Raw genomic sequence first — 25653 nt, forward strand, 5'->3', positions numbered from 1 at the left:
AGCTTGATGTTGTGAGGGCCATCCTCACAACAAGCCACGAAATGATTCATTTCAGACCATTATATAAGAACTCAAAACAGTGACAAAACCATTACGTATCGGCATTATTGCCGGAGAACATTCAGGCGATATTTTAGGCGCAGGTTTAATTAAAGCCATTAAAGCAATAAACCCCAATGTACAGTTCGAAGGTATTGCTGGTCCAAGAATGAAAGCCCTTGGATGCCATTCTCATTTTGCGATGGAAGAGTTAGCTGTAATGGGGATTTTTGAAGTCCTACCAAAACTAAAGCGCTTACTTAAAATAAAAAAAGAAATTGTTCAGCATTTTACTGATAATCCACCGGATGTATTTATTGGCATAGATGCACCTGACTTTAATTTAAGAGTTGAAAAACCTTTAAAAGAAGCGGGTATCAAAACAGTTCAGTATGTGAGTCCTTCAGTTTGGGCATGGCGTAAAAAACGTATATTTAAAATTGCAGATGCAACAAACTTAGTATTAGCTTTATTACCATTCGAAAAATCATTTTATGATGAACACCAAGTACCTTGCCAATTTGTAGGTCATACACTGGCTGATGAGTTGCCACTAGAAGTTGATCAAAGCAGAGCGAGAGACAAACTCGGTTTATCTCATACAGACAAAGTATTGGCTTTATTACCTGGTAGCCGAGGATCTGAAGTCAAAGTACTTAGCGAGCCGTACATTGAAGCTGTACAATTATTAAAGCAAAAAATACCAGAGCTAAAAGTTGTAGTGCCATTTGTAAATGATAAAAGAAAAGCCGAATTCTCTGAATTTGCTAATAATCTGGCGCCAGAGCTTGATTTTATTATGCTAGATGGACAATCTCGTGAAGCAATGCAATCTGCTGATGCCATATTATTAGCTTCCGGCACAGCGACTTTAGAGGCGATGTTCTTTAAAAAGCCTATGGTCGTAGGTTATAGACTCAAACCACTGACATATCATTTATTAAATACCTTTTTTACATTTGATATTAAGCATTTTTCATTACCTAATTTATTAGCTAATAAAGCGTTGGTTCCTGAATTATTTCAAAAAGATTTAACTGCACAGAACCTAGTTGAAAAATTAACGCCTTATTTAATGGAAGATCAGAGCGAGTTAAAAGAAACATTCATGACCATGCATAAAGCGTTACGACTAGATGCAAGTAATGAGGCAGCAAAAGCAGTGCTAAATTTAATTAATAACGGTGATCTCTAATGGAAATAATACGTCCTAATACACAATTAATTGCAGGCGTAGATGAAGTCGGTAGAGGACCTTTAGTAGGTGACGTTGTTACTGCCGCTGTTATTTTAGATCCCAATAAACCGATTGCAGGCTTAGCTGATTCAAAAAAACTAACTGATAAAAAGCGCCAAGCATTAGCGATTGAAATTAAAGAAAAAGCATTATGTTATTGCATTGAACGTGCAAATATTCAAGAGATTGATGAGCTTAATATCTTACATGCTACTATGCTAGCAATGAAACGCGCAGTTGAGGGTTTAGCGATACCAGCTGAATTTGTATTTATTGATGGTAATCGCTTGCCTGATATTAGTATTCCAGCACAAGCGATTGTTAAAGGTGATAGCTTAGTTGCAGAGATAAGTGCGGCATCTATTTTAGCTAAAGTGGCCCGTGATAATGAAATGATTGAGCTTGATAAAGAATTTCCACAATATGGCTTTGCAGGCCATAAAGGCTACCCAACGAAAGCGCACTTAGCTGCACTTGAAGAATACGGTATTACTGAGCATCATAGAAAAAGCTTTAAACCCGTTAAAAAAATAATAGAAATGCAGGCTAAATAGGATCATTATTCGATTATGACTCAACCCAATTTTGTTCATTTACGTGTCCATAGTGATTTTTCATTAGTTGATGGGTTAGGTAAAACAAAACCTATTGTAGCTAAAGCTGCTGAAATGAATATGCCGGCTTTGGCTATTACAGATCAAATGAACTTATGTGGTTTAGTTCGTTTTTATGGTGCAGCACATGGTGCTGGCATAAAACCCCTTGTAGGTGCTGATTTCTGGTTACAATCACCGGAATTTGATGATGAAGTTTGTAGAATAACCGTTTTAGCGAAAAATAATGTTGGTTATAAAAATTTAACGGTTCTGATTTCTGAGGCTTTTTTACGAGGTCATGTTCAAAATCGTGCCATGATCGACAGAGAATGGTTGGTTGAACATAAAGAAGGCTTAATTTTATTATCAGGGGCTAAAGATGGTGACTTAGGTAAAGCGCTACTTAAAAATCAAGTTGAGAGTATTGAGTCTATCACTGATTTTTATCAAACCCATTTCCCAGATCATTATTATATAGAGCTAGTTAGAACCTCAAGAGCACAAGAAGAAGAGTATTTACATAAAGCTGTTCATCATGCTAATCAAACAGGCTTGCCAGTTGTAGCGACAAATGAAGTTGTATTTATTGAACCATCAAAATTTGATGCTCATGAAGTGCGCGTTGCTATTCACGATGGTTTTACCATAGATGATAAACGTAGGCCAAAACGATTCTCCCAACAGCAATACTTCAAAACAGCTGAAGAAATGGCTGAACTATTTTCTGATATTCCAGAAGCACTCGAAAATACAGTAGAAATTGCAAAGCGCTGTAATGTAACAATTCAGTTAGGCACGTACTTTTTACCGGATTATCCAACGGGAAGTCTTTCAATTGAAGACTTTTTAGTTCGTGTATCAATAGATGGTTTAGAAGAACGTTTAGCGACGCTTTTTCCTGATGAAGAAGATAGAAAAGAAAAACGCGGTATATATGACGATAGACTAAAAGTTGAGCTTGATGTTGTAAATAAAATGGGATTCCCAGGTTACTTCCTGATCGTAATGGAGTTCATCCAGTGGAGTAAGGATAATAATATTCCTGTAGGTCCTGGTCGTGGTTCAGGTGCCGGTTCATTAGTGGCCTATGCACTAAAAATTACCGATCTAGACCCATTAGAGTTTGACTTACTTTTCGAGCGATTCCTGAACCCTGAACGTGTTTCTATGCCGGATTTTGATATCGATTTCTGTATGGATAGACGTGATGAAGTAATTGATCATGTTGCTGCGCTTTATGGTAGAGATGCTGTATCTCAGATCATCACCTTTGGTACTATGGCGGCAAAAGCGGTAATACGAGATGTAGGTCGCGTATTAGGTCACCCTTATGGTTTTGTTGACCGGATCTCAAAATTAGTACCAGGCGACCCTGGTATGACTTTAACAAAAGCATTTGAAGTAGAGCCAAGATTACCAGAAGCATACGATGGCGATGATGAAGTAAAAGAGCTTATCGACATGTGTCGTATTCTTGAAGGGTGTAACAGAAATGCCGGTAAACATGCCGGTGGTGTTGTTATATCGCCTACAACAATTACAGACTTTGCAGCACTGTATTGTGATGACGAAGGTAAGTTCCCAGTTACACAATTTGATAAAAATGATGTAGAAACAGCTGGTTTGGTAAAATTCGATTTCTTAGGCCTAAGAACACTGACAATTCTGCAGTGGGCCCTGGATATGACCAATGAAAGATTAGCTCGAGAAAATAAAGAGTTAGTTGATATTGCAACGATCCCATTGGATGATCAAAAAAGCATAGATTTATTACTAAGGGCTGAAACAACCGCGGTATTCCAATTGGAATCTCGTGGTATGAAAGACTTAGTACGTAGGCTTCAGCCAGATTGTTTTGAAGATATGATCGCCTTGGTAGCACTATTTAGGCCAGGACCATTGCAATCAGGCATGGTAGATAACTTCATTGAGCGTAAGCATGGCCGTGAAGCGGTTTCTTACCCTGATGAAACTTGGCAACATGAGTCATTACAGCCAATTCTTGAGCCTACTTACGGTATCATCTTATATCAAGAACAAGTAATGCAAATTGCACAGGTATTATCTGGATATTCTCTAGGTGGCGCCGATATGTTACGTCGTGCTATGGGTAAGAAAAAACCTGAAGAGATGGCAAAGCAGCGTGCAACGTTTGAAGAAGGCGCGGTTAATAATGGTGTAGATGGCGAACTGGCCATGAAGATATTCGATTTGGTAGAAAAGTTTGCCGGATACGGATTTAACAAATCTCACTCAGCTGCATATGCACTTGTTTCTTATCAAACACTTTGGATGAAAACCCATCATCCTGCAGAATTTATGGCCGCAGTAATGTCGGCCGATATGGATAATACAGATAAAATAGTCACACTGGTAGATGAGTGTGAAAATATGGACATGCCTTTATTACCACCTGATGTAAATTGTGGTTTATATAAATTCACTGTTAATTTACAAGGTCAAATTGTATATGGTTTAGGTGCCATAAAAGGCGTAGGTGAAGGCCCTGTAGATACAATTTTAGAAGCCAGATCCAGAATCGGTCAATTCAAAGATTTATTTGATTTTTGTGCTAATATCGACCAAAAACGACTGAATAAACGTGTTATTGAAAAATTAATCATGGCAGGTGCTTTAGATAGCTTAGGTCCTAAATTACCTAAATCTAAAGATAAAAGTGCAATACAAGGTGCACGTGCAACTTTAATTGCCAGTTTACCTGATGCAATAAAGTCTGCGACGCAACACAATAAAGCTCAGGCTTTAGGACAAGATGACTTATTTGGTTTATTAGCAACTGAACCTGAAGATGTTGCGCAAGCATTTGTACATGTCCCACGCTTTTCTGATAATGAATGGTTAGAAGGTGAAAAAGAAACTTTAGGCCTTTATTTAACAGGCCACCCAATTAATCAATATAGAAAAGAGTTAAAACACTATATTAGCGGTAGATTAGTTGATTTGCAGCCAACTGAACGTGATGTGATGACAACTACGGCTGGTTTAGTGATAAGCACTCGAGTTTTGATTAATAAAAAAGGAAAACGTTGGGGCTTAATCACATTAGATGATAAAAGTGCGCGTATGGATGTACGTTTTTTTCCCGAACAGTTTGAAACTTACGAAGAATTGTTACAAAATAACAATATCTTGGTGATATCTGGACAGGTCAGCTTTGATAACTTCTCCGGAGGCCTTACAATGACGGCTCGGGAAGTGTGCAAGATAGAACAGGTGCGTGAAAAGCGCATTAGAAATATAAAAATGAAAGTTAAAATGCAGGATATTGATGGTAAGTTCTTCGATAAATTGCAAAATGTACTTGAACCTTATAAATATGGCACCTGTCCTATCATTATAGAATATGAACGGCCGGATATAATTTCGGAGCTTTCATTAGGAACGCAATGGTGTGTGACGCCAAGTGACGACTTATTACATAGGTTAGGTCAATTGGCGGCGCAAGATATAGATTTAGAATTTAACTAGTTAGGTCTTTTAGAGCATGAGTCTCAATTATCTGGATTTCGAACTTCCAATTGCAGAATTGGAAGCAAAAATTGAAGAATTACGTAGTATTGGTAACGTTGGTGAGTTAGATCTAAGTCTTGAAGACGAAGTAGGTCGCTTAAAAGACAAAAGTACAGAGCTAACTCAAAAAATATTTTCTGAGTTAGGCGCGTGGCAAGTGCAGCAATTAGCACGTCACCCGTTACGTCCTTATACACGTGATTATATTAATCATATATTTACTGAGTTTGATGAATTGTGTGGTGATCGTGCTTTTGCAAATGATCCTGCAATTATCGGTGGTATTGCACGTTTAGATGGCGAACCAGTTATGGTTATTGGTCATCAAAAAGGTCGTGATACAGCTGAAAAAATTAAACGCAACTTTGGTATGCCAAAGCCTGAAGGTTACCGTAAAGCATTACGCTTAATGGAAATGGCTGAACGTTTTAATATGCCAATTATCACTTTTATTGATACGCCAGGTGCATACCCAGGTGTTGGCGCTGAAGAGCGCGGTCAAAGTGAAGCAATTGCGAAAAACCTTAAAGTAATGGCTGGCCTTAAAGTGCCAACTATTTGTACTGTTATTGGTGAAGGTGGTTCTGGTGGTGCATTAGCAATTGGTGTGGGTGATCGTGTAAACATGCTGCAATATAGCACTTACTCGGTAATTTCTCCTGAAGGTTGTGCGTCAATTCTTTGGAAAAGCGCTGAAAAAGCATCTTTAGCTGCAGAAGCTATGGGTGTAACGGCAGATCGTGTTAAAGAATTAGACCTAATCAACAATATTATTGATGAACCTATGGGTGGCGCACATCGCAACCATGAAGGCATGGCTAAAAACTTAAAGGCACAATTAAAACGTGATTTATCTGATCTTAAAGCGCTTTCTACTGATGAAATGCTTGAGCAAAGATATGATCGTTTAATGTCATTCGGTTATTGCTAATGAATAGACTGCTTAGGGCAGTCTTTTTATGAAAGCTTCTAAAATATATAAAATATTCAGCAATGTTGTTTTTAAAAAGCTGAAAACTATAAAGCCACATTCAAACTCTTTGACTGTGGCTTTGTCTGGTGGAGTAGACTCAGTTGTTTTGCTTCATTTAGCCAATACCTTTCAAAAAGACAATCCCGATATATCCGTAAGTGCGATTCATGTTGATCATGGCCTAAGTAATAATGCTAAAGATTGGCAGCTATTTTGCGCTCAAGTGTGTGAAAAACTAAATATACCACTGAAAATTGCCCAAGTTGAAGTTAAAAAAAAGACCAGGCAAAGTTTAGAAGCCGTTGCCAGAGAACAAAGATATCTCGCTTTATTTGAGCTATCAGACGCCAGCAGTGTTATTTTATTAGGACAACATCAAGACGATCAGGTTGAGACTTTTTTATTGCAATTAAAAAGAGGTTCGGGTTTAGCGGGTTTAAGTGCCATGGCAAGCTTAAGCACACAACAAGGGCGTTATTTATTAAGACCATTATTGAATATTTCCCGAGCCCAGATAGAAAGCTTTGCAACCGATTTTGCTATTAAACATATTAATGATGAATCAAATGATGATAAAAGCTTTGACCGTAATTACTTACGTCATGATATTGTGCCTCAATTAAATGAGCGATTTAGAGGTTTTAATTCGTGTGTATCGCGCAGTGTCGAGTTATTACAGCAGCAGCAAAGTTTAATAGATGAAATATCACAATCAGATTTAGAACAAGCTTATTACGCATCTCAAGCAAAAGGTGATAATGCATTACCTGTATGCTTTTTATCTTCGCTGTCTTTTGCAAGGCAAGCAAATTTAGTGAGGTTTTGGCTTGGTAAACATAATTTATTAATGCCATCAAAAGTCATTTTAGAGCAAATTTTAAATCAAGCCGTCAATGCTAAAATTGATGCCAAAATTAATATCGTACTAGGTAATCACTCAATACAAAGGTTTCGTAATGAGCTTTATATTGTTGCTGAATGTGAACCCACTTTAGATGTGTACGACTGTGATTCAGATACCATTTTACTAGGTAATGGTAATTCATTGGCTAAATACCAAGGGAAAGGCATTAGAGATATTAAACCTGATGAAAAATTGAGTGTGCGTTTTTCTAACTTGAAAGTACGAATTAAACCGAGCAATAAACCGGGTAGCAATACCGTTAAGCATTGGTTAAAAGATGCAAAAGTACCGCCTTGGCAGCGTGCTGTTGTGCCGCAGATTTATTATAATGATGTGTTAGTACAAGTCGTTGGCTATTTTATTAATGATGACTATGCACAAGAACAAGGTGTATTCTGGCAATTAAAAGAAGATATTTTAAATGAGAACAAGTGATCAAGTCGGAAAGTCAATCATTTCAAAAGCTTATATAGGATTAATAATATCGTTAATTATTATTTGTATTTTATGTTTTTCAAGTGAAGTATTTTTATTTGCCATTATAAATGGTGTGATTGCAGGCAAACTGACATCTCTATTTTTATTATTTTATTGGCGAGGTAAGGGTGGCAGCTTTTTTGTCATGGCTTTGTTGAGCCCACTAGTTGCTATAATAATGACAAGTCTGCCTAATTTTATTTCTTTATTTCAATTAGTCAGCGCTTATTTTATCGGTGCTTCAGCATTGTTAATGCTTTATGGTTTAACTGAGAAAAAATAAAATCTTATATGAAATAAAGGACAAGCTCCTTTATTTCATAATTTCAAAGCAATCTCGACCATTATTTTTAGCCTTATATAACGCTTTATCAGCACGTTCAAACACAGACACTTGGTCATCACTGACCTTAGCTAAAGTGAAACCTATGCTAGTTGTTACTTGATGTTTTGCTAAAAGCGCATCTTGATGAACTAGTATCTGCATTCTATTTGCAATAATATTGCACGCATTTTCTTGGTTATCATCGACTAAAATAGCAAATTCATCACCTCCAAATCGAAATACGGTATCAATGCCACGAATACTTTGAAGTAACAGCTTTGAAAATTGTACTAAAACGCGATCGCCAAATAAATGCCCATGGGTATCATTTACTTGTTTGAAGTTATCTAAATCTAATAGCATTAAACCAAAATGTCTATGATGTCGGCGACAGCGGTCTAATTTTTTACTTAAGTAGTCATTAAAATGACTGCGATTGCTTAAGCCTGTTAATATGTCTTTTGTTGCTAACTTTTTAACACGGTAAAACATAAGCGCATTTCTAAGAGGGTAAACAAGTACACAATGCAGCCTATGGAGTTTCTCTTTAAGGAAAATACTAATCGGCTTTTTAGTAAAATAAACTAATTGCCCCAATCTCTCATTTTCAATTTCTAAATCAAAAGAAACAGTTTGGCCTAAATTTTTACTCCCTGTCATTTCGACAACGCCATCAATACTATGAAACTGTAGGCCCGCTATCTGTAATAACTTTGCCGCTTCGAATGAAAAAATATTGATAAGTTTATCCAGCTCTAAGGTTTTTTGAAGTTGAGCGACTAAACTATGAACATTCTCATCATTTGTAGAGCGGTAAGAATTAGCCGTAGGAGGCAAATACTGTCCTCTAGTTGAAGAAGCGTGTGTTAAAACATGTACATTTTCCACTTGTATTCTCCGTTAATGGAATTGCGATAAGGGTTTAATTAATACAAAATTATGAAGCAGGTATTGTGCCAAAAATCACAATAATTAAATATTTTGATAGAAATAATATGATAACTAGAATTAAAACAATTACTTGCTATATTTGATAAATAAAACCGATATTTAGATTAATAAAAATATAAGGGATTTAATAATTGCAGAGTGTTTTTACTGAAATTTTTAGTTTATTAGTTATTGCGGCATTGCTCGTATGGGTATTCAAACGAATTAATTTACCACCTATCTTAGCCTATCTAGCGACGGGTATTTTTGCAGGCCCCCATGCTTTGGGTTGGATCACAGATTATCAAGAAATTCATTTAGTTGCAGAGTTTGGTATCGTATTTTTATTGTTTTCGTTAGGCTTAGAGTTTTCAATCCCTAAGCTTGTTGCTATGCGGCATATTGTATTTGGCTTAGGCTCGGCACAAGTCGGGATCTCTACTTTTTTAATTATGTTAGTTGCGATAATTTTTGGCACTAATTGGCTCAGTGCATTCAGTATCGCCAGTTTATTGGCACTTTCATCAACAGCGATAGTTGTTAAGCAATTAAGTGAGTCTGGCGAATTACATACTCGCAGAGGGCAATTAGCAATTGGCATATTGTTATTTCAAGATATCGCTGTAGTGCCTTTATTAATCGCATTACCTTTATTAGCAGGTGAAGGAGAGCAATTATTAGTTGTTGCACTTTTAATTGCGCTTGCTAAAGGCGCATTAGTGTGTGGACTGTTGTGGGCAATTGGTAAATGGATTTTACCGCGGGTATTTAATGCGGTTGCTCAAGTGAGAACTGATGAGTTATTTGTTTTAACGACTTTATTAGTGACATTATTTGCCAGCGCATTGACACACTTCTTTGGCTTATCTATGGCATTAGGTGCATTTTTAGCCGGCATTATGCTTGGAGAAAGTCAATATCGGCATCAGTTAGAAGCGGATATCAGACCGTTTCGTGATATTTTAATGGGATTATTTTTTGTAACTGTAGGTATGCAACTTGATATGGCATTCGTATTTATGAATGCTAATTGGGTGATTTTAGGTTTAGTAGGGCTCATTTTAATTAAGTGTTTAGTGATTAAAGTGCTTGCTCGCATGATGGGCGAAAGTCAAAAGGATGCGTGGTCGACTGGGCTAATGTTATGCCAAATGGGTGAGTTTGGTTTTGTTTTAATTGCACTGGCTTTACAGAATCAAATAATAGCCTCGTCATATGCGTCTTTATTAATTGCTGTAGGTGTATTATCAATGGCAATTACCCCTAATTTAATTGATAACAATCAAAAAATAGCTAAGGTTTTGTCGAGTAAAGAAAAGGACAAAAATAAACATGATGAAAAGCCGACCTTTAAATCTGAATTAGAACAGCATGTTGTAATTTGTGGTTTTGGTCGAGTAGGGCAAACAGTTGCGCGTTTTTTAAAAACAGAAGCAATCCCCTATATTGCATTAGATTTAGATCCTGTTCGTATAAGGGAAGCGCAAGCAGCCGGAGAAAACGTACATTTTGGTCATGTTAAACATAAAGAAGTGTTAAATGCCGCAGGGGTAAAAAATAGCCGGTTAGTTATCATCACCTTTGCTGATTATGATAAGTCGACTGCAATTGTAAGTGTACTAAAAAGTATAAGTGAGACTGTTAAAATATTAGTAAGGATGAAAGATGATAGTCGTTTAGCCGAATTAAAAGATGCCGGTGTTACTGAGGTAGTACCTGAGTCTTTAGAGGGCAGCTTAATGCTGGTTTCTCATGTATTGTTTATGTCAGGAGTTCCCGTTAAACGTATTCTACGTAGGGTGCAACAAGAGCGTAAAAATAGGTACGGCATACTACATGGCTATTTTCCAGGAGAAAATTCAGATTTACCACCTAGCTCAATAGAAAGGTTAGAACATTTACATGCAGTCGCACTCTCAGATGATGCTTTTGCTATTAATAAAAGTCTAGAAGAGTTAGCGCTAGATAAAAAACGCGTTGATATAATGGGTTTACGCCGAGAAGGTAAAGAAATTTCAAAGCCAGCACTTGATATGGTTTTACAAAGCCAAGATATTTTAGTGATAAGGGGCAAACCAAGAAAAGTAGAAAGAGTCGAAAGATATTTACTTGAAGGGGATTAACATTGCTAGCCTAATCACACTTTATATCTAAAAACTCTAAAATTTCATCAATTTGATTTAATCCATCTTCATATCCGATCTCAATTAAATGTCGAGTATAAGATTTTTCAAATAATAAATAACTGGTTAAGCTTGATTCAGAATGCGCTTTCACCCCAATTAATCTCAAAATCATTTTGATAGCAAAAGGCATTCTATCGTAATGTTCACACGCAATTGCATTAAAGTTTTTAGAGGGATTAATTACAAAAGTTTCTACTCGCTTTAGTTCTTGATGTTTATCTCTTGCGGGCAATAATGAAACAGTACGATTAACGCGTTCAAGTCTTTCGATATCTGAATGTAAAGTATCAGAAAATATCGTATCTAATAAGTGACCTGCAATACTAGAAATACCCGGGTAGTGGGGTTGAAATCCTAAGTATTTATTATCTGTAGGTTGATCGACACCTATGATAAATATTTTATTGGCACCCAAATGAATGGGTGGACTTAATGGTGAAAGTTGATGAATAGAGCCATCACCAAAGTAAGCTTGATTTATTTTAATACTTGGAAAAACCATCGGAATAGCACTTGATGCCATTAAGTGTTCAATATTAATTTGAGATTGCTCTCCACAACGTTTAGCTCTTTTCCACGGTACTGTATCTTTAGCTTGGTAAAAGGCTACAGATTCACCACTGGTATAACTTGAGGCCGTGACAGAAAGCGCTCTTAAATAACCATTAGCAATATTTTTATCTATTCTTTTTAGCTCCATTACACTTTTTAAATATGCTCTTAAAGGTTGGTTATCAAGCAGACTTGCTGGTGAATGATTTAAATGATCAGACTGAAAACTACCTAGGATATTTGAAAATAAATGGCCAAAAACATGGCGTAAGTCACTATGATAAACTTGATTTGTGCTAAAGTTTTTCCATACCCACTCTAGTTTTTTTACGCCTAGGTGAAAACAAGAAGCATAACTTGCAACAGCCGTTGCATTGATTGCACCTGCTGATGTTCCGTTTATAATACCAAAAGGGGATGGGCAGTTACGTGGTAACTTTGTTGCTATAGCTTTGAGCACGCCAACTTGATAAGCTGCTCGTGCGCCACCTCCGGTCAATAACAAGGCCGTTTTATTTGCTGGCACAATATTATGCTTAGTTGCTTTTTTTATCATATAGGCATAATCAGCTTTTGTTAGGGGATTTTCTTTAATTTAGAAGATATTGAATTAAAAAGAAATTGTTTATTTGTATATGAGTGAAATATGACAGAAAAAAATGTAGAACAAGGCTCTAACGTAACCAAAAAACGAATTTACATGTTTGCATTATTAATCATGTTAATCGTAATTATTGGTGCGAGCTTTAAATTATTTACATCGTTAAATTCAAAAGACGTTACAGAACCTGTAGCCGTTGCGCTGCCAGCTGCGGAAGTTGAAGAAAGAAAAATAGTTGAACATGTAGAAGAGCAGCAGCAAGAGCAAAGTAATCAAGGTTTGACTGAACAAATTGAGCCTGAATTAACACAAACACCAGACTTGCATTTAGTTGAAGTTGAACCTGTAAAAACATTGCCGCAATTAAATGATAGTGACTTGAGTGTTAAAACTCAGTTATCTCAATACTTTGCTAAACAAACTCTAAAACTGGTTGTACAAGATGACATGATCAGACGTTTTGTAGTTTATGTTGATAATATTGGTAAAGGTAAAATTGCTAAAAAACACAGCCCTATTATTGAGCCACAAGCGAGTTTTACTGTTGTAGAAGGTGATATTTTAACTATCGCGCCACAAAGTTATGACCGTTATACGCCTTTTGTTGAGCTATTTACCAGTATGACACCACAACAAGCAGTGAACTTTTATAGAGAATATAAACCATTATTTGATGAAGCATATGAAGAGATAGGTTATCAAGAACGAGATTTTGACGATGCGGTTTTTGATGCGATAGATATGGTATTAACAACACCGATAGTAACAGGTAATGTACCATTATTAAGTGAAAGCGTAGTATATAAATATGCTTATTCAGAGTGGGAGCAACTTCCTGAGGCGCAAAAGCAATTATTAAGAATGGGCGCTAAAAATGTTAAAAAAGTAAAAAGTGCTTTAAAAGGCATTAAAACGTTTTTAGAAACTTCAGAATAATAATTCTCCAATAGTTCAAATTCAGCTGAGTTTTATACTCAGCTGACTCATTTTTGTATGTTTACCATGCAAACAAACATATTTTTAAAGTTTTAACTTGATATACCCGCTATAAATAGTGATAATCACTCCGCGTCTAACAAGACCCTCTATGGTAGTCTTATTGGTCCTCTCGCAACAATAGTTCGTGAACCTGGTCAGGCCCGGAAGGGAGCAGCCACAGCGGATGATTTGTGTGCCGGGATGTGGCTGGTAAGACTGCCACCCAATATTCCCCTTCTATGTAGTTTTCACCATGATTTTTCACAAAACATAAATGTAATTTCATTTTTTACTTTGTTTTAAATGCTTTTTTCCTACATTGCTAGCATTAACCCCATAACACTTTGGGCTGTCTTGAACGTTCTAAATAAGTAGAATAGTCTTCATTTTGACAGGCTACTATGCCGCCATAGCTGACATCAACTCTAAGTAGTTTACAATGAATTTTGAGAATTTAAGTTTTATCTAAATTTTTATTTAGTCGTGTTTGTGGGTTAATAATTTGAAATTTAAATTTTTTAATGAAACTCAATAGTGGCGACTTTTTAATGTTGGTACGTGGTGAATATTGACGAAAGTTGCAAGTACTTTGTTCTCTGCCAGATAGCCACTTTCTAAATTTAAGGAGAGTAACTACAAATACTATCATTTATGATCTTTATCAGGTAAATTTCTTAAAACAATCGATTAATAATTAATATATGTTCTTTTTCCTACTAATTTCATTTCAAAGTGCATTATAAATAATGGTTCTGTGGCTGAAGGATGATTTAGCGTCCAGAAAAATAATGGTCCAGCGGGCGGTACTCTTTTCCAGTGTTACCTTATTCGTTTTATTTGTATTTCAACCTTTTGGTACCAATAACCATACAATTCCCTTCAAGTTTCTTCGACTCTCGGGTTATGCATTGGTAACATTTTGCGCTCTGTTGTTATCTGGGGCATTAGAGATAGGCTCAACTCGTCTAAAAATCAACAATCGATTCCGCTTGATGATTATTCCTTGTATTTATATCGGCATAACTTCGGTGTTTAATCATAGCTATTTTGTCGTTGCTATCTATGGGGGGTGGTATTGGGAAAATCAATTGTTATTTTTTTTCTATACTTTGGCTATAGGTTTGTTTCCGATCATTTTTATTTTTCTTGTTAATCTTCATGCAAAAAATACGACTTTGCGACCACAAGTCACTGAAGCTGAAAACACAACAAATATTAAAAATGAAACTTTAGCTAATAGTGAACTCGTATCACCTCAATTATTAACCTTAACGGGAGATAATAAAGGCGATAACTTGCAAATAGCTTTATCTCAGCTCTTATTTATAAAGTCTGCTGATAATTACTGTGAGTTTACCATTATGAAAGACAACAACATCAGCCACACATTATTACGCAGTTCACTCACAAGTATAATAAAACAACTACCAGAAAAATCATTGGTACACCGTTGTCATCGCTCTTATGCGGTAAACCTTGCATTAGTTGAACTTAGTACGGGCAATGCTGGTGGTTTGAAATTAACCATGAAATCCCTGGGTGTTACCGTACCTGTCTCTCGAGCTTATGTAGAAACTATAAAAGAAGCCTTGTCATTAGCCCCTGAAGCTTGTTAATCACCCCAAATTATTGTTATCAATACCTTTTTAAGTCGAACCTCCCTAATTTATAGATCTTAAATTCAACATTAGTCAGGCTTAACTCGAAATTTAAAAGTTTAGTTAAGAAGGTACATATGAATAATAAATTTAATACACTGATAATGATAACCACCTTTATATTCTGTCACTATGTTATGAAGTACTTTTGGGGAGATGGATGGAGTGAATATTTATCAGTATTGGATCAGAAGTCTCACCTTTTATTAACGCCAGCCAGCTATTTATTTAAATACAGTCCCTTGGTGTTGGTAGCAAGTTTATTATTTAAAGAGGTTACTTTTAAAGAAATTTTGGGGCTAAAAACAGAAGGGTTTAAGCATTATTTTTTGGCGGCTGTAGTTTGTTGCTTACCAATGACATTAGGTTACGCCTACTTAAGTAGTGGATTAAATTTTTCTCTTTCGGGAATAATTGTTGGCTCGGTATACGCGGGCGTATTTGAAGAAATTCTTTTCAGGGCGGTCTTATTTGGGGTTTTATTTCGATACTGCCGCTTAGGATTTATACCATCAGCATTAATTAGTTCAATTATCTTTGGCTTGGGACATATATATCAAGGGCATGATCCGCTTTCCGCCTTTGCAGCTTTCGCTATAACCTCAGTAGCAGGTACTTGGTTTGCATGGCTGTTTTGTGAAGCAGGTTATCGTATTTGGTTTCCTGTGTGGATGCATATTTTTATGAATGCAGCTTACGGAATATTCGGTATGTCTGGCGGTGCGGCGGGAGACTTAGAGGGGAATATATTCAAAGCCAGCTCAATTATCTTAAGTTTAGTTTACATACACCTGCTTGTTCGCCGTGGGAAAAAACGAGAAATAACACTTATTTCATTATGGAAAAATAAATCTTCTGTAAGTCCACAGTCTTCACCGACAACGCAAAATGCCTAAGGATATTAGCTATGTTTGAATTGTTTTTAGTTATGATGGCACTTACATCGCCAATCTTAGTTGCTATATTTGTTCGCAATTACTTTAATTATAAATCAGAGGTCAATCAAAAATTGTTGGCTTTGCAAAAAGAAAACGATACTAATACTACGATAGTGATGCAAAAGAAATTAGATATACTGACTGATAGAGTGATTGTGCTTGAAAAAATTGTTACCAACAGCAATATTGACTTAAGCCAAGAAATAAGTCGTTTATAATTGCTCTGAATCGCTCTAAAGTTGAAATTCAGTGTGCCTGATAACGTATCAAATCATCCTAAAATTTGGATGATTTGATTCACAAAACCCGACCAATAAATATTAGCACTTTATGTAAACTTATAGTGCAAACAACTAAAATTCGTATTTAAACCATAATAATACTTTTTTAACTGTTCATATAAACCTAATTTATATCCAGATTGTTACTCATTTATACACTCAAGTTGTCAGCTTAACGCTATTCCTAGCGGTTTAAAATATGCCAATAATGCCTCATAAATTCTATATCTGTGATCTAAGTCTGGGTACAGATGCAATGTATCATTTTTAAGTGTGCCTGATACTAAATATGGGTTGTTGATCTCAGCGCAATACTCAATAACCGACTCAAAAGCCCGCGCCATCATTTCAGTCGGCTGAGCATAATAGCTTTGCGATAAAGCAAGATCTGCCTCAACACTTTTAATCACATAATCACTTTTATCAAGTCCATTTTCACTGAGTAGTACGCTATCAAATATTGCCATTAATCGTTCATTAAGTGGATGCGGTTTTATGGTTTTATTTTTTAGCCAGCAATCGCTCGCAAATAATGGAAGACTTGATGAATTGAATGGAGTGTCAATTTCAAAAGCTTTATCAGATATATAGTGATCAAATGCATGCCAAAATTCATGAGCTAATGCACCGGCTCCAGCATTTTTAGCAAGTGCTAACTCTCGTCGATAAGGCGCATAATGTGCCTGAACTCCCATTTGACCGCCAGTACCAAAAGCTAAATTTAAAGTACCACGAAGGCCAATTACTTCAGGGGGAAGCGCCAGTATAAAAGCTAAGTCTGCTAAGGAGTCAAAAATCACGTTTGCCGCAAGCTCTTTTTCTTCTCGGGTGACCCATTTACCGATGCGGATATTGCCAAGATTAAAAGTCTTTTTAATATCAATAAACGTCATTTTCTCACCATGACGATAATCAGGGCCTTTGCGGGTTTTGTATTTAAAGCTAGTTAACTTCAAGAACTTCCTTAGAGGTACATGTCAGTAATAATCGACAGTTTATGTTATGCGGTAACAGATTTTTTACGACGCAATTTTACTAAATTCACTGGTATTTAGCGAACTTCTTTATTAATAGAGCAGTTTATTTGATAACAGTATCACTGATTATGGGAAACCTTTTTTGAATTATTAAACTTCAATCTCTTTATGTAATTAAGTGTTGTTTGTTTTGTACAGTTAAGATCTGTGTAATTACAAAAGGTAACAGATTTTTGTTCCTATAAAGTCAAAATACAGTGAGTTGTAATCATTGGGTTGTATTGTGAAATTAAATGTAATTGTTTTTGTTTGTTTTGGGTTGTTGCTCTTGGGTTGCCAAGATCAAAGTGAAAGAAATTTACCTCCAGTCATAGAACATCAGATATTCAGTGTTTCTTACGAGCAAAAAACGGAGTTTTCAATTCAAGCAAAAGATCCTGAAAATGAAAGTTTATCTTTTAGCTTAAAAACATTAAATACTGAGGGCAGTTTACTTCATTTAGGCGGTAATAAATTCAGTTTTGAATCAAGCTCAGGCCAGTTTGATACTGTTTATTTAGAAGTGATAGTTTCAGACGGTGAGCTATCTACTACTGCTCAGATTGAACTCATAATAGAAGATAACAGGCCTTTTGAACTATTAAATTCTGAAAATTCATTAAAAGATAAACCAATAGCCATAGATCAGTTTATTGCGTTTGAATTTAATAGCGTGATTTCAAACACAATCAACTTGAATCAAAATTTACAGTGTAATTCAGATATCAGTTTATCTATTGATAATTTCAAAACATGCATAGATTTTGATGCTGAATTTTCTCAAAATAGACATCAAATACAGATAAAACCATTAGCGCCTTTAAACTTTAGTACGCGTTATAAAATAAGGTTTTCTCAAAACTTAAAATCACAATTTGGCAACGCTTTAGCTAATGATTTAGAACTTGATTTGATAACTGAGTATGAAAATATCTCTTTAAATGAGGTGAAACTAAGTGAGTTTGATTCTGACCTTAGATGGATTGAATTAATCAATAATACAAGTGAACTGGTTAATTTACAGGATATTAAAATACAAACAAAAGCGATATCGTTATTAGATTATGAGCTTATAGATTTCAGTTTTTCATTACCTAAGCAAATATTAAAACCAAACGAGATAATTGTAATCGAAAATGACCACTTTGAAGGCGATTGGCAAAACGGTAAAGAAGCTAACGGTCAAAGGATTTTAATAACTGGCGAGCACCGAATGCATTGGGCTAATACAGGTGTGATTAAATTGTTTGATGATAAAAGGCAATTGGTTATTGATACTCTTGAGTTTAACCAAAATGCTTCAATAGCCCCTAATAATAAAGAAAACTTCAAAGTGTCAGCTCAAGGAGGGAGTTATCTTGTAGCAAAAAATAAATGGGATAATCAACTCGTTTGGCAGCAAAGTGCTTTTCCAACTCAGGCTGCGAAAAATGATGTGCTTTGTGAAATTGATAATGATAAAGATGGTATCCCAGATTGTAATGAGGCTGAAGGTACAACTTTTTCCGGCTTGCCTCTATATGAATGGGGAGCAAGGCCAGAGCAAACAGATGTTTTTGTTGAATTAGATTATATGGCAAGTGACGATGAAGCGTTAAAACCTCATTTAGCTGCATTATTTATGGTTGAAAATGCTTTTGCTAATAATAATGTGAAAATCCATTTTGATAGTGGTTCATTGCATGGTAATGAATATAACTTAAATGGAGGAGCAGAAGTTCCTTTTAATAAAACAACACATTTTAATAAAATAAATGGCTCTCCTAGTGTATTAACGTATAAAAGTCGTTATTTTGATTTAGCTAGGAATAATATTTTTCATTATTTATTATTTGCAAACTCACAGTTAGATGATGGTACCGCGGGCTCATCTGGTTATGCTGAAATTAATGGCGATGATGTCATTATTACTTTAGGTGGCTGGGGGTTAAATTCAACTAATTCAGAAAGCCTAAATTACTTGGTTAATATTCAAGCCAGTACAATTATGCATGAATTAGGACACAATTTTGGCTTAAATCATGGTGGTGCTGATTACACAAATAATAAACCTAACCATTTAAGCGTGATGAATTATCTCTATCAATTATCAGGGCTACCAGAAATAGGAAATAATGAAGGCGATCGATTTTTATCTTCGGCTTATATGCCAGATGCACAATGTAATGAATTTATATCTTTAACAAATGGCCCTTGGCAAGATTATTTAATGTTTAAAATTGATTATTCACATGGGTTAAGTCAACCAATGTTTGAATCTGCAATAGAAGAGTATGTTGGTTTTGGACAGCTAGGTTCAGGTGCAATTGATTTTAATTGTAATGGTCAGATTGATAATACAGCAGTTTCATTAGACTTAGATCAAAACTCGTGGTTTGATGATATTCTTTATGACTATAATGAATGGTCACTGCTTAAATTTGACTATCTACAAATAAGTTCTCCACCTTGGCCATTTAAAGCCAAAAAAGCAAATATAACACGTGATTTTAATGAGCCAGAATTAGCGCCAAGTAAGCACTTGCTACAATTAATACAAGCAGCAAAACATTGATATAAAGCTTCTATGTTTCAGTAATCAGCATAGAAGCTTTTTATTTTAAGTATTATTTAACTCATATGTCGCGTTTGTCTTTGCACGAAATTAATTTGGCTCTTTGATTCTTTCTTTTGACCGGCATAAAGGTTCAGGGTATCAAAGCGGCTCTTTAATTTAGACGCAGTGTAATCTAATTCAATTTTTGAAATGACAACTTGATGCTTTTCTGGAAATAAAGCTTCTACTGCCTGTGATAACAGCTCATAGAGTCTTTTAAGGTTTATTTGATGAGTTTGACCCGTAGCTTCAAATAGCCAGTTTGTCAGAGACATAAAGTGCTCAAATGGGTTACCTTCTAATATTGCAGGCAGTACATGTTTAAAGCGACCTGAGTTGCCTATCATATCCCAATATCTTGCAAATCGATTGATAAGCTGCATAGTTGCAAAGTCAACACGATCAGTACTTAATATATTAAAGGGTGGTAATGGGTTAAAGCGTAAATCAAAGGCCTCAGTGTGCCTAATAATGGGGCTGCCTTTAAGACGTTTTAAAATGCCTAATTGAATTTCATGTGGCTTACAGTCATAAAGTTGATTGAAGCTATCACCAAATGATTCAAATGTTTCACCTGGTAAACCAAATATTAAGTCAGCATGAATATGGGCGTGGGTATTTTCTTTTAGCCAAATTAAATTTTCTTTCGATTTAGCATTATTTTGTTTACGGCTAATATTGGTTTGAACTTGCTGATCAAATGTTTGGATCCCAATTTCAAATTGTAAGCTACCTTCAGGGAATTGCGTTAAAACTTCCTTTAACTTGCGCGGTAAATGATCGGGGACTACTTCAAAATGCAGATAAAGTTCATCATTTTTCTTATCTAAGAAAAACTGCATAATTTGCATTGTCGTTTTAATGTTTAAATTAAAAGTTCTGTCGATAAATTTAAAGTTTCGAGCGCCACGTTGATATAGAATTTCCATTTCTTCTAAAAATAACTCTAGTTCGAATGGGTTCGATGCGGTGTCTAATGATGATAAACAAAATTCACACTTAAATGGGCAACCACGAGATGCTTCAACATAAAGTAAGCGGTTTTTTAAATCTTCATCACTATAATATTCATAAGGTAACGCGAGATCTGTTAAGGCTACAGGCTTAGAAGTAAGCACTTTTTGCTCAGGCGCATTGTTGTTTAAAATGTCTTTACATAAATTGTAAAAACTCACTTCTGCTGCACCGGTTAATACATAATCAGCTGATTCAACTATGGTTTGTCCTTGGGCTTCATAACTTACTTCAGGACCTCCTAAAACAACTTTAATTTCAGGTGCGATAACCTTCAAAAGGCTTACCACATTTGTTGTTTCTATGATGTTCCAGATATAAACGCCAAAACCCACAATCGTTGGTTTGGATTCTAATATTTTCTCAACAATATCAATAGGGCGAGTTTGAATAACAAACTCTTTAACTTCACAGCTACTTTGTAAATCTTTTAAATTAGCGTAAAGATAACGTAAGCCTAAACTCGCATGAATATACTTAGCGTTAATTGTAGCAAGCACGATTTTAGATGAGTTTTCATCTGATTCTAAATTAATAGTTGGATTGTGCTTTAATGCAGCTGGAGCGCTTTCCTTAGTCGCATCTACTTGCTTTATGATCAGTTCAGGATTGAATTGTTGGGTTGCCATTATGGTTCTTAAATGTCTTGAATAGTCTAAGCGTAATAATACAGCAATAACCTATTTTTTTCAGTATATGATTTATGTTTAAGATTTTACTACTTAAACATAAAAGGTCTATTTTACTTATTTTATGCTCTATATCTAAGTAGTAGTTTTGTATATCTTTGTTTTTAATTTATAAATAAAGATATTTGATTATGTTATTGGTAATTTCAATATAATAGTCGTGCCTTGTCCTATTTTACTATCACATTCAATTTCACCATTTAATTGTTGTGATACTAAGTTATAAACAATATGCATGCCTAGCCCCGTAGCACCTTTATGTCGAGTTGTTGTGAAAAAGGGATCAAAAATACATTTAAGCGTTTCATCATTCATACCTTTACCATTATCTGACACACTTAAAATGATATGGTAAGTCTCTTTTGTTGCTGTTACGGTTATTTCTCCAGAATCAAGTTTGTTAAATCCATGGTTCAACGCATTTTCTATTATATTTGCGATAACTTGTGAAATAGCACCGGGATTTGAAAATATTTCAAAATCATCGCCATCAAATATTAATTTTAAATCTATATTTTGTTGCGTGAGCTTAGGTTGTAAAGAACGCATTATTTTAGAAAGGTAATCACAGAGTTTGAAATGCCTAAATTCATTTGCAGATTGATCTACTGCCACTTCTTTAAAACTAGTGACTAAATTTGAGGCACGTTTTAAATTATTACTTAAGAGATCTGCGCTTTCGTTAAGCTCAAGGTAACAGATTTTAAAGTAATTTTTGCTGAGTTTTCCTGATTCAAACTTCTCGTTTAAGCAATTTAATTTAGAAACCATAAATGAGGCTGACATAATACAAACACCTAAGGGGGTATTGATTTCATGAGCAACTCCCGCGACTAACCTTCCTAAAGAAGCATTTTTTTCTTGTTCGACTAGTTGTTTCTGCGTATTTTTTAGCTGCTCTAGTGATGTTAAAACTTCTTGAGTTTTATCTGCAAGTTGCTTAGTCCTTAGCGCTACTTTATCTTCTAAATCCTCATTTAATTTATCGATTACGTATTTAGATTGTCTTAAATTATCATTGTTTTTTGAGATCTCTTGCATGTAGCTAGATACTTGTTCATAAACTTTATTTAGCTCTTTTATTATGGGGGTGAATTCGTTTTTATTTGAGTAATCAATCTGCTCAACTTCAATAATACCGTTATTCTTTTCTTTATGAGAAATTGAATTTTTGATTAAATTTAGAACTTTATCAAATGGTCTAAAGAGTATTTGCATTAAAATATAGACAAGTATTATAAATATAACGCCTATTGCACTGCCTATTAAAAAAGTGATGTCAGTTATATGAGTTGCTTCTTTTTCTAAATCAATTAAAGGGCTAATAGAGCCAAAAATAAAACCACTTTGAGTCTGATAAAAGTAGATATTGTATTTATTATGATTAATTACAATATTTTCAAGGCTATTTAAAATATTAGGTTTAGACGTGTTTAATAAATCTTGCCCCCAAGGTAAAGTTTCAACCTGCTGCATTATTAATTGTGGATTTTTTGGGTAGCTTAAAATTTTACCTGTTGCTTGGTGTATTAAAAAAGGCAAAGAGTTTTCAGTAATGCTAACAGACTCTAAAAACTGCGTTAGGGTTGTTAATTCCCAATCCACAGTTGTAATGCCAATAGGGTTTTTGTTGTTATCAAACATCACAGCGTCAACTGTCATCATTAAAGAAAAAGAACCTGCATCATCTCTATATGGAGGCGTCCAATAAATAGGTTTAGCCGATGATTGGTTTTCCCCCCAGTTGTTAGATGCTATACGATACCAATCTTGAGTATGATAATCATATTCTGGGGTGTTTAAATCCCAACTAAACTTAGCTTTGCCTTCATACCTAAAAACATAAGGTCCAAAATACTTAACTGTTTCATCTAAAACAAACGGTTCAAACCAAATACCACCGCCAATGGCTTGAGGAAAGCTAGAAAAGTTAGCGCGAAGTAATTTTTCGGCTGAAGTCTCTAGCGCCTTAACATCTAAAAAACCATCTTGTTTTAAAGCATATAAATGCTCTCCAGTGATAGCCAAATCGATTACATTACGCTCCATAATTTGGCTTAAATTATTAATTTTTTCAGTACTGGCAATAAAAGTTTGTTGTATTTCTTTATGTTTTAACGCAATAAGTTCTTTTTTATATATATATTTGTTAAAAAATTGAATACCGCTGTATGCAAATATTTCAAAAAGTATTACAAAAACTAAAATACGCGTTTTAATACTGAGTTTTATCATAAGTTATTAATAAAAAATGTAACGTAAAAAAAGTTATTGTGAAGCAGTATAGCAAATTGATATTTTATTATTTTGATCTAAGCAATAGTAAGTTGATTTTAGCGTTTTTTTTTATTAGTCTGCGTATCCTTATTTTTAGACCTTAGGCGCTTATGAAATTGCATATTGAAAGCTCTGCTATTTGGTATCCAGATTGTGAAAATGGCACTCCCTTAAATGCAATCTTATCAGATGAAGCGCTTCCTGAATCTGTTTGGCCAAAATTAGCTTTTGTACCAGCTATGCAAAGGCGCCGTTTAAGTCCATTTGCTAAGATTGCGCTTTATGTTGCACATCAAGTTAATCAAAATAATGATGAAGATATGCCAATGGTTTTTTCGAGTCGGCATGGTGATTTACATAAAACATCAGACCTTTTAGGTGAGTTAGCTCTAGATAATGAATTATCACCTACTGCTTTTAGTTTATCGGTTCATAATGCGGTAGCAGGTTTATATAGTATTTTAACTAACAATAAATCAGCGATTAATGCGATGGCGGCAGGTCAAGATAGCGTGTTTATGGCGTTAGTTGATGCCTATGCACGGTTAAAGTCAGGTATTTGCAATAAGGTATTATTAGTTCATGTCGATCAGGCCTTGCCGGCTCCTTATGATGAGTTTAAAGATGAAAAACAAATAGATCATGCTGTCGCTTTTGTTTTAAGTTTAGATGAAAGTATCAAATCGAGTTTCAACCTTAAATTTGATGCTTATGAAAACACTAATCGTGATAATAAAGCGCCACGCGCTCTAACTTTATATGCTTGGTTAAATTCAGATGAATCAAAGTTAGATATTAGCTCTAACAAATATCGTTGGCATTGCAGTAAGCATGTTTAAAAAATTAAATTATATTTGGCGAGTATTGGCAACTGGCTTTTGTTTTTTATGCTTTGGTATTGGTGGGTTACTTTTATCCGCTTTGGTGTTTCCGGTACAAGGTCTGGTTATAAAAGATCTCAAAATCCGAAAAATTAAAGCGCGTAAAACTGTTCACTATAGTTTTAAATTTTTTGTATCTTTAATGCAGTTTTTAGGCGTAATAGATTTTAATACAAAAAACATCAATGACATTAAAAAAGTTCAAGGCCAATTAATATTAGCGAACCATCCATCATTAATAGATGTTGTTGTGCTTATTTCTGTGATCCCAAATGCCGATTGTGTTGTTAAAGCGCATTTGTTTAAAAACCCCTTTATACGAGGTGTGGTAAAAAATACGGGATATATAAGCAATGCCGATCCGGAAGGTTTATTGATTGATTGTAAAAATTCACTTGAAGCGGGTAATAACTTAATTATATTCCCGGAGGGGACCCGCTCTAAACCAGGTGAAAAAATCGCATTTCAGCGCGGAGCTGCAAATATAGCTCTGCGGTGCATGGCAAATATTACTGGAGTAATAATAAAAGTTGTTCCTTCAACATTAACTAAATCGGCTCCATGGTATAGAATACCCAGCGAAAAAGCGCAATTTACAGCAAAGCTTGTTTATAACATACCCGATTTACCTGAATATGATAAGTCACAGACAAGTAAATATGTTAGGCAGTACAGTCGCGACTTAGAAAATTATTTTAAAGAGGAATTAATCATAAATGAGTGATTTAAAAGGTGAACTAAAACAACTCATAATCGATACTTTAGATCTTGAAGATATTGAAATATCAGATATTCAAGATGACGAAGCTTTATTTGTAGATGGCTTAGGGTTAGATAGCATAGATGCTTTAGAGCTAGGTTTAGCAATAAAAAAAACATATGAAGTAAAAATTGATGCTAATTCAGAGCAAACAAAACAACATTTTTCATCAATTAATGCCTTGAGTGACTTTATCTCTCAAGCAAAAGCGTAA

At 35.0% G+C, this 25653-nt stretch carries 20 protein-coding genes and 1 other RNA gene; 16 read left to right on the forward strand and 5 right to left on the reverse strand.

Features of this window, described 5'->3' with window-relative positions; all coding sequences use genetic code 11:
* The first annotated feature begins 79 nt into the window (after nucleotides 1-79).
* Genes lpxB through KO527_RS12940 form a run of 6 tightly spaced genes read left to right on the forward strand, consistent with a single transcriptional unit; the run spans nucleotide 80 to nucleotide 8040 of the window.
* Entirely contained in the window at nucleotides 80-1234 is a 1155-nt protein-coding gene (gene lpxB, locus KO527_RS12915) for a lipid-A-disaccharide synthase (protein WP_216040706.1), read from the forward strand.
* Complete coding sequence (rnhB, locus tag KO527_RS12920; protein WP_216040707.1) at nucleotides 1234-1830, forward strand: ribonuclease HII; 597 nt, start codon at nucleotides 1234-1236, stop codon at nucleotides 1828-1830. The genes lpxB and rnhB overlap by 1 nt, the downstream gene beginning before the upstream one ends.
* 15 nt (nucleotides 1831-1845) lie before the next feature.
* Nucleotides 1846-5361, forward strand: coding sequence for a DNA polymerase III subunit alpha (gene dnaE / locus KO527_RS12925; protein ID WP_216040708.1), 3516 nt, complete (start codon nucleotides 1846-1848; stop codon nucleotides 5359-5361).
* A gap of 16 nt (nucleotides 5362-5377) precedes the next feature.
* Nucleotides 5378-6334: an acetyl-CoA carboxylase carboxyl transferase subunit alpha gene (gene accA, locus KO527_RS12930; RefSeq protein WP_216040709.1), complete on the forward strand. Its 957-nt coding sequence runs from the start codon at nucleotides 5378-5380 to the stop codon at nucleotides 6332-6334.
* Nucleotides 6335-6362: 28 nt separating this feature from the next.
* Nucleotides 6363-7715, forward strand: coding sequence for a tRNA lysidine(34) synthetase TilS (tilS, locus tag KO527_RS12935; RefSeq protein WP_252733697.1), 1353 nt, complete (start codon nucleotides 6363-6365; stop codon nucleotides 7713-7715).
* Nucleotides 7702-8040 carry a hypothetical protein gene (locus KO527_RS12940; protein WP_216040710.1) on the forward strand — a complete coding sequence of 113 codons (339 nt, stop codon included), beginning with the start codon at nucleotides 7702-7704 and terminating at the stop codon, nucleotides 8038-8040. Before tilS ends, KO527_RS12940 begins: the two co-directional genes overlap by 14 nt.
* Before the next feature lie 30 nt (nucleotides 8041-8070).
* On the opposite strand, the gene KO527_RS12945 is transcribed toward KO527_RS12940, so the two are convergent.
* Entirely contained in the window at nucleotides 8071-8970 is a 900-nt protein-coding gene (locus KO527_RS12945) for a GGDEF domain-containing protein (protein WP_216040711.1), read from the reverse strand.
* Between the two features lie 194 nt (nucleotides 8971-9164).
* On the opposite strand from KO527_RS12945, the gene KO527_RS12950 reads away from it, so the two are divergent.
* Nucleotides 9165-11135: a monovalent cation:proton antiporter family protein gene (locus tag KO527_RS12950; RefSeq protein ID WP_216040712.1), complete on the forward strand. Its 1971-nt coding sequence runs from the start codon at nucleotides 9165-9167 to the stop codon at nucleotides 11133-11135.
* A gap of 10 nt (nucleotides 11136-11145) precedes the next feature.
* On the opposite strand, the gene KO527_RS12955 is transcribed toward KO527_RS12950, so the two are convergent.
* On the reverse strand, nucleotides 11146-12306 hold the full coding sequence (locus KO527_RS12955) for a patatin-like phospholipase family protein (RefSeq protein ID WP_216040713.1): 1161 nt from the start codon (nucleotides 12304-12306) through the stop codon (nucleotides 11146-11148).
* Between the two features lie 90 nt (nucleotides 12307-12396).
* Between KO527_RS12955 and KO527_RS12960 the strand changes: the two genes are divergently transcribed.
* From KO527_RS12960 to KO527_RS12980, 5 genes are all read left to right on the forward strand, one after another.
* On the forward strand, nucleotides 12397-13287 hold the full coding sequence (locus KO527_RS12960; protein ID WP_216040714.1) for a DUF3014 domain-containing protein: 891 nt from the start codon (nucleotides 12397-12399) through the stop codon (nucleotides 13285-13287).
* Nucleotides 13288-13448: 161 nt separating this feature from the next.
* Nucleotides 13449-13545: signal recognition particle sRNA small type (gene ffs / locus KO527_RS12965), an RNA gene on the forward strand.
* Between the two features lie 692 nt (nucleotides 13546-14237).
* Nucleotides 14238-14945 (forward strand): LytTR family DNA-binding domain-containing protein, encoded by a 708-nt coding sequence (locus tag KO527_RS12970; RefSeq protein ID WP_252733699.1) that lies wholly within the window; start codon nucleotides 14238-14240, stop codon nucleotides 14943-14945.
* A gap of 119 nt (nucleotides 14946-15064) precedes the next feature.
* Entirely contained in the window at nucleotides 15065-15883 is an 819-nt protein-coding gene (locus KO527_RS12975) for a CPBP family intramembrane glutamic endopeptidase (protein ID WP_216040716.1), read from the forward strand.
* Between the two features lie 11 nt (nucleotides 15884-15894).
* A complete protein-coding gene (locus tag KO527_RS12980) occupies nucleotides 15895-16143 on the forward strand; it encodes a hypothetical protein (RefSeq protein ID WP_216040717.1) in 249 nt (82 codons plus the stop codon).
* A 230-nt stretch (nucleotides 16144-16373) separates the two neighbouring features.
* Here the strand turns inward: KO527_RS12980 and KO527_RS12985 are convergent, their stop codons facing one another.
* Nucleotides 16374-17162 (reverse strand): CLCA_X family protein, encoded by a 789-nt coding sequence (locus KO527_RS12985; RefSeq protein WP_252733700.1) that lies wholly within the window; start codon nucleotides 17160-17162, stop codon nucleotides 16374-16376.
* 304 nt (nucleotides 17163-17466) lie between these two features.
* Between KO527_RS12985 and KO527_RS26405 the strand changes: the two genes are divergently transcribed.
* Entirely contained in the window at nucleotides 17467-19776 is a 2310-nt protein-coding gene (locus KO527_RS26405; protein WP_216040718.1) for a zinc-dependent metalloprotease family protein, read from the forward strand.
* A gap of 56 nt (nucleotides 19777-19832) precedes the next feature.
* Here KO527_RS26405 and KO527_RS12995 read toward each other — a convergent pair whose 3' ends face one another.
* Nucleotides 19833-21461 carry a DUF4080 domain-containing protein gene (locus tag KO527_RS12995; RefSeq protein ID WP_216040719.1) on the reverse strand — a complete coding sequence of 543 codons (1629 nt, stop codon included), beginning with the start codon at nucleotides 21459-21461 and terminating at the stop codon, nucleotides 19833-19835.
* A 189-nt stretch (nucleotides 21462-21650) separates the two neighbouring features.
* Entirely contained in the window at nucleotides 21651-23756 is a 2106-nt protein-coding gene (locus KO527_RS13000; protein WP_216040720.1) for an ATP-binding protein, read from the reverse strand.
* A 152-nt stretch (nucleotides 23757-23908) separates the two neighbouring features.
* On the opposite strand from KO527_RS13000, the gene KO527_RS13005 reads away from it, so the two are divergent.
* The 3 genes from KO527_RS13005 to KO527_RS13015 are packed head-to-tail and all read left to right on the forward strand — an operon-like array spanning nucleotide 23909 to nucleotide 25653.
* Nucleotides 23909-24637 carry a beta-ketoacyl synthase chain length factor gene (locus tag KO527_RS13005; RefSeq protein WP_216040721.1) on the forward strand — a complete coding sequence of 243 codons (729 nt, stop codon included), beginning with the start codon at nucleotides 23909-23911 and terminating at the stop codon, nucleotides 24635-24637.
* The gene (locus KO527_RS13010) at nucleotides 24630-25403 is read left to right on the forward strand and encodes a lysophospholipid acyltransferase family protein (protein ID WP_216040722.1); all 774 of its coding nucleotides are present in this window, start codon (nucleotides 24630-24632) and stop codon (nucleotides 25401-25403) included. The genes KO527_RS13005 and KO527_RS13010 overlap by 8 nt, the downstream gene beginning before the upstream one ends.
* The gene (locus KO527_RS13015) at nucleotides 25396-25653 is read left to right on the forward strand and encodes a phosphopantetheine-binding protein (RefSeq protein ID WP_216040723.1); all 258 of its coding nucleotides are present in this window, start codon (nucleotides 25396-25398) and stop codon (nucleotides 25651-25653) included. Before KO527_RS13010 ends, KO527_RS13015 begins: the two co-directional genes overlap by 8 nt.

The organism is Pseudoalteromonas sp. C2R02, from assembly GCF_018860845.1.
Taxonomy (GTDB): Bacteria; Pseudomonadota; Gammaproteobacteria; order Enterobacterales; family Alteromonadaceae; genus Pseudoalteromonas.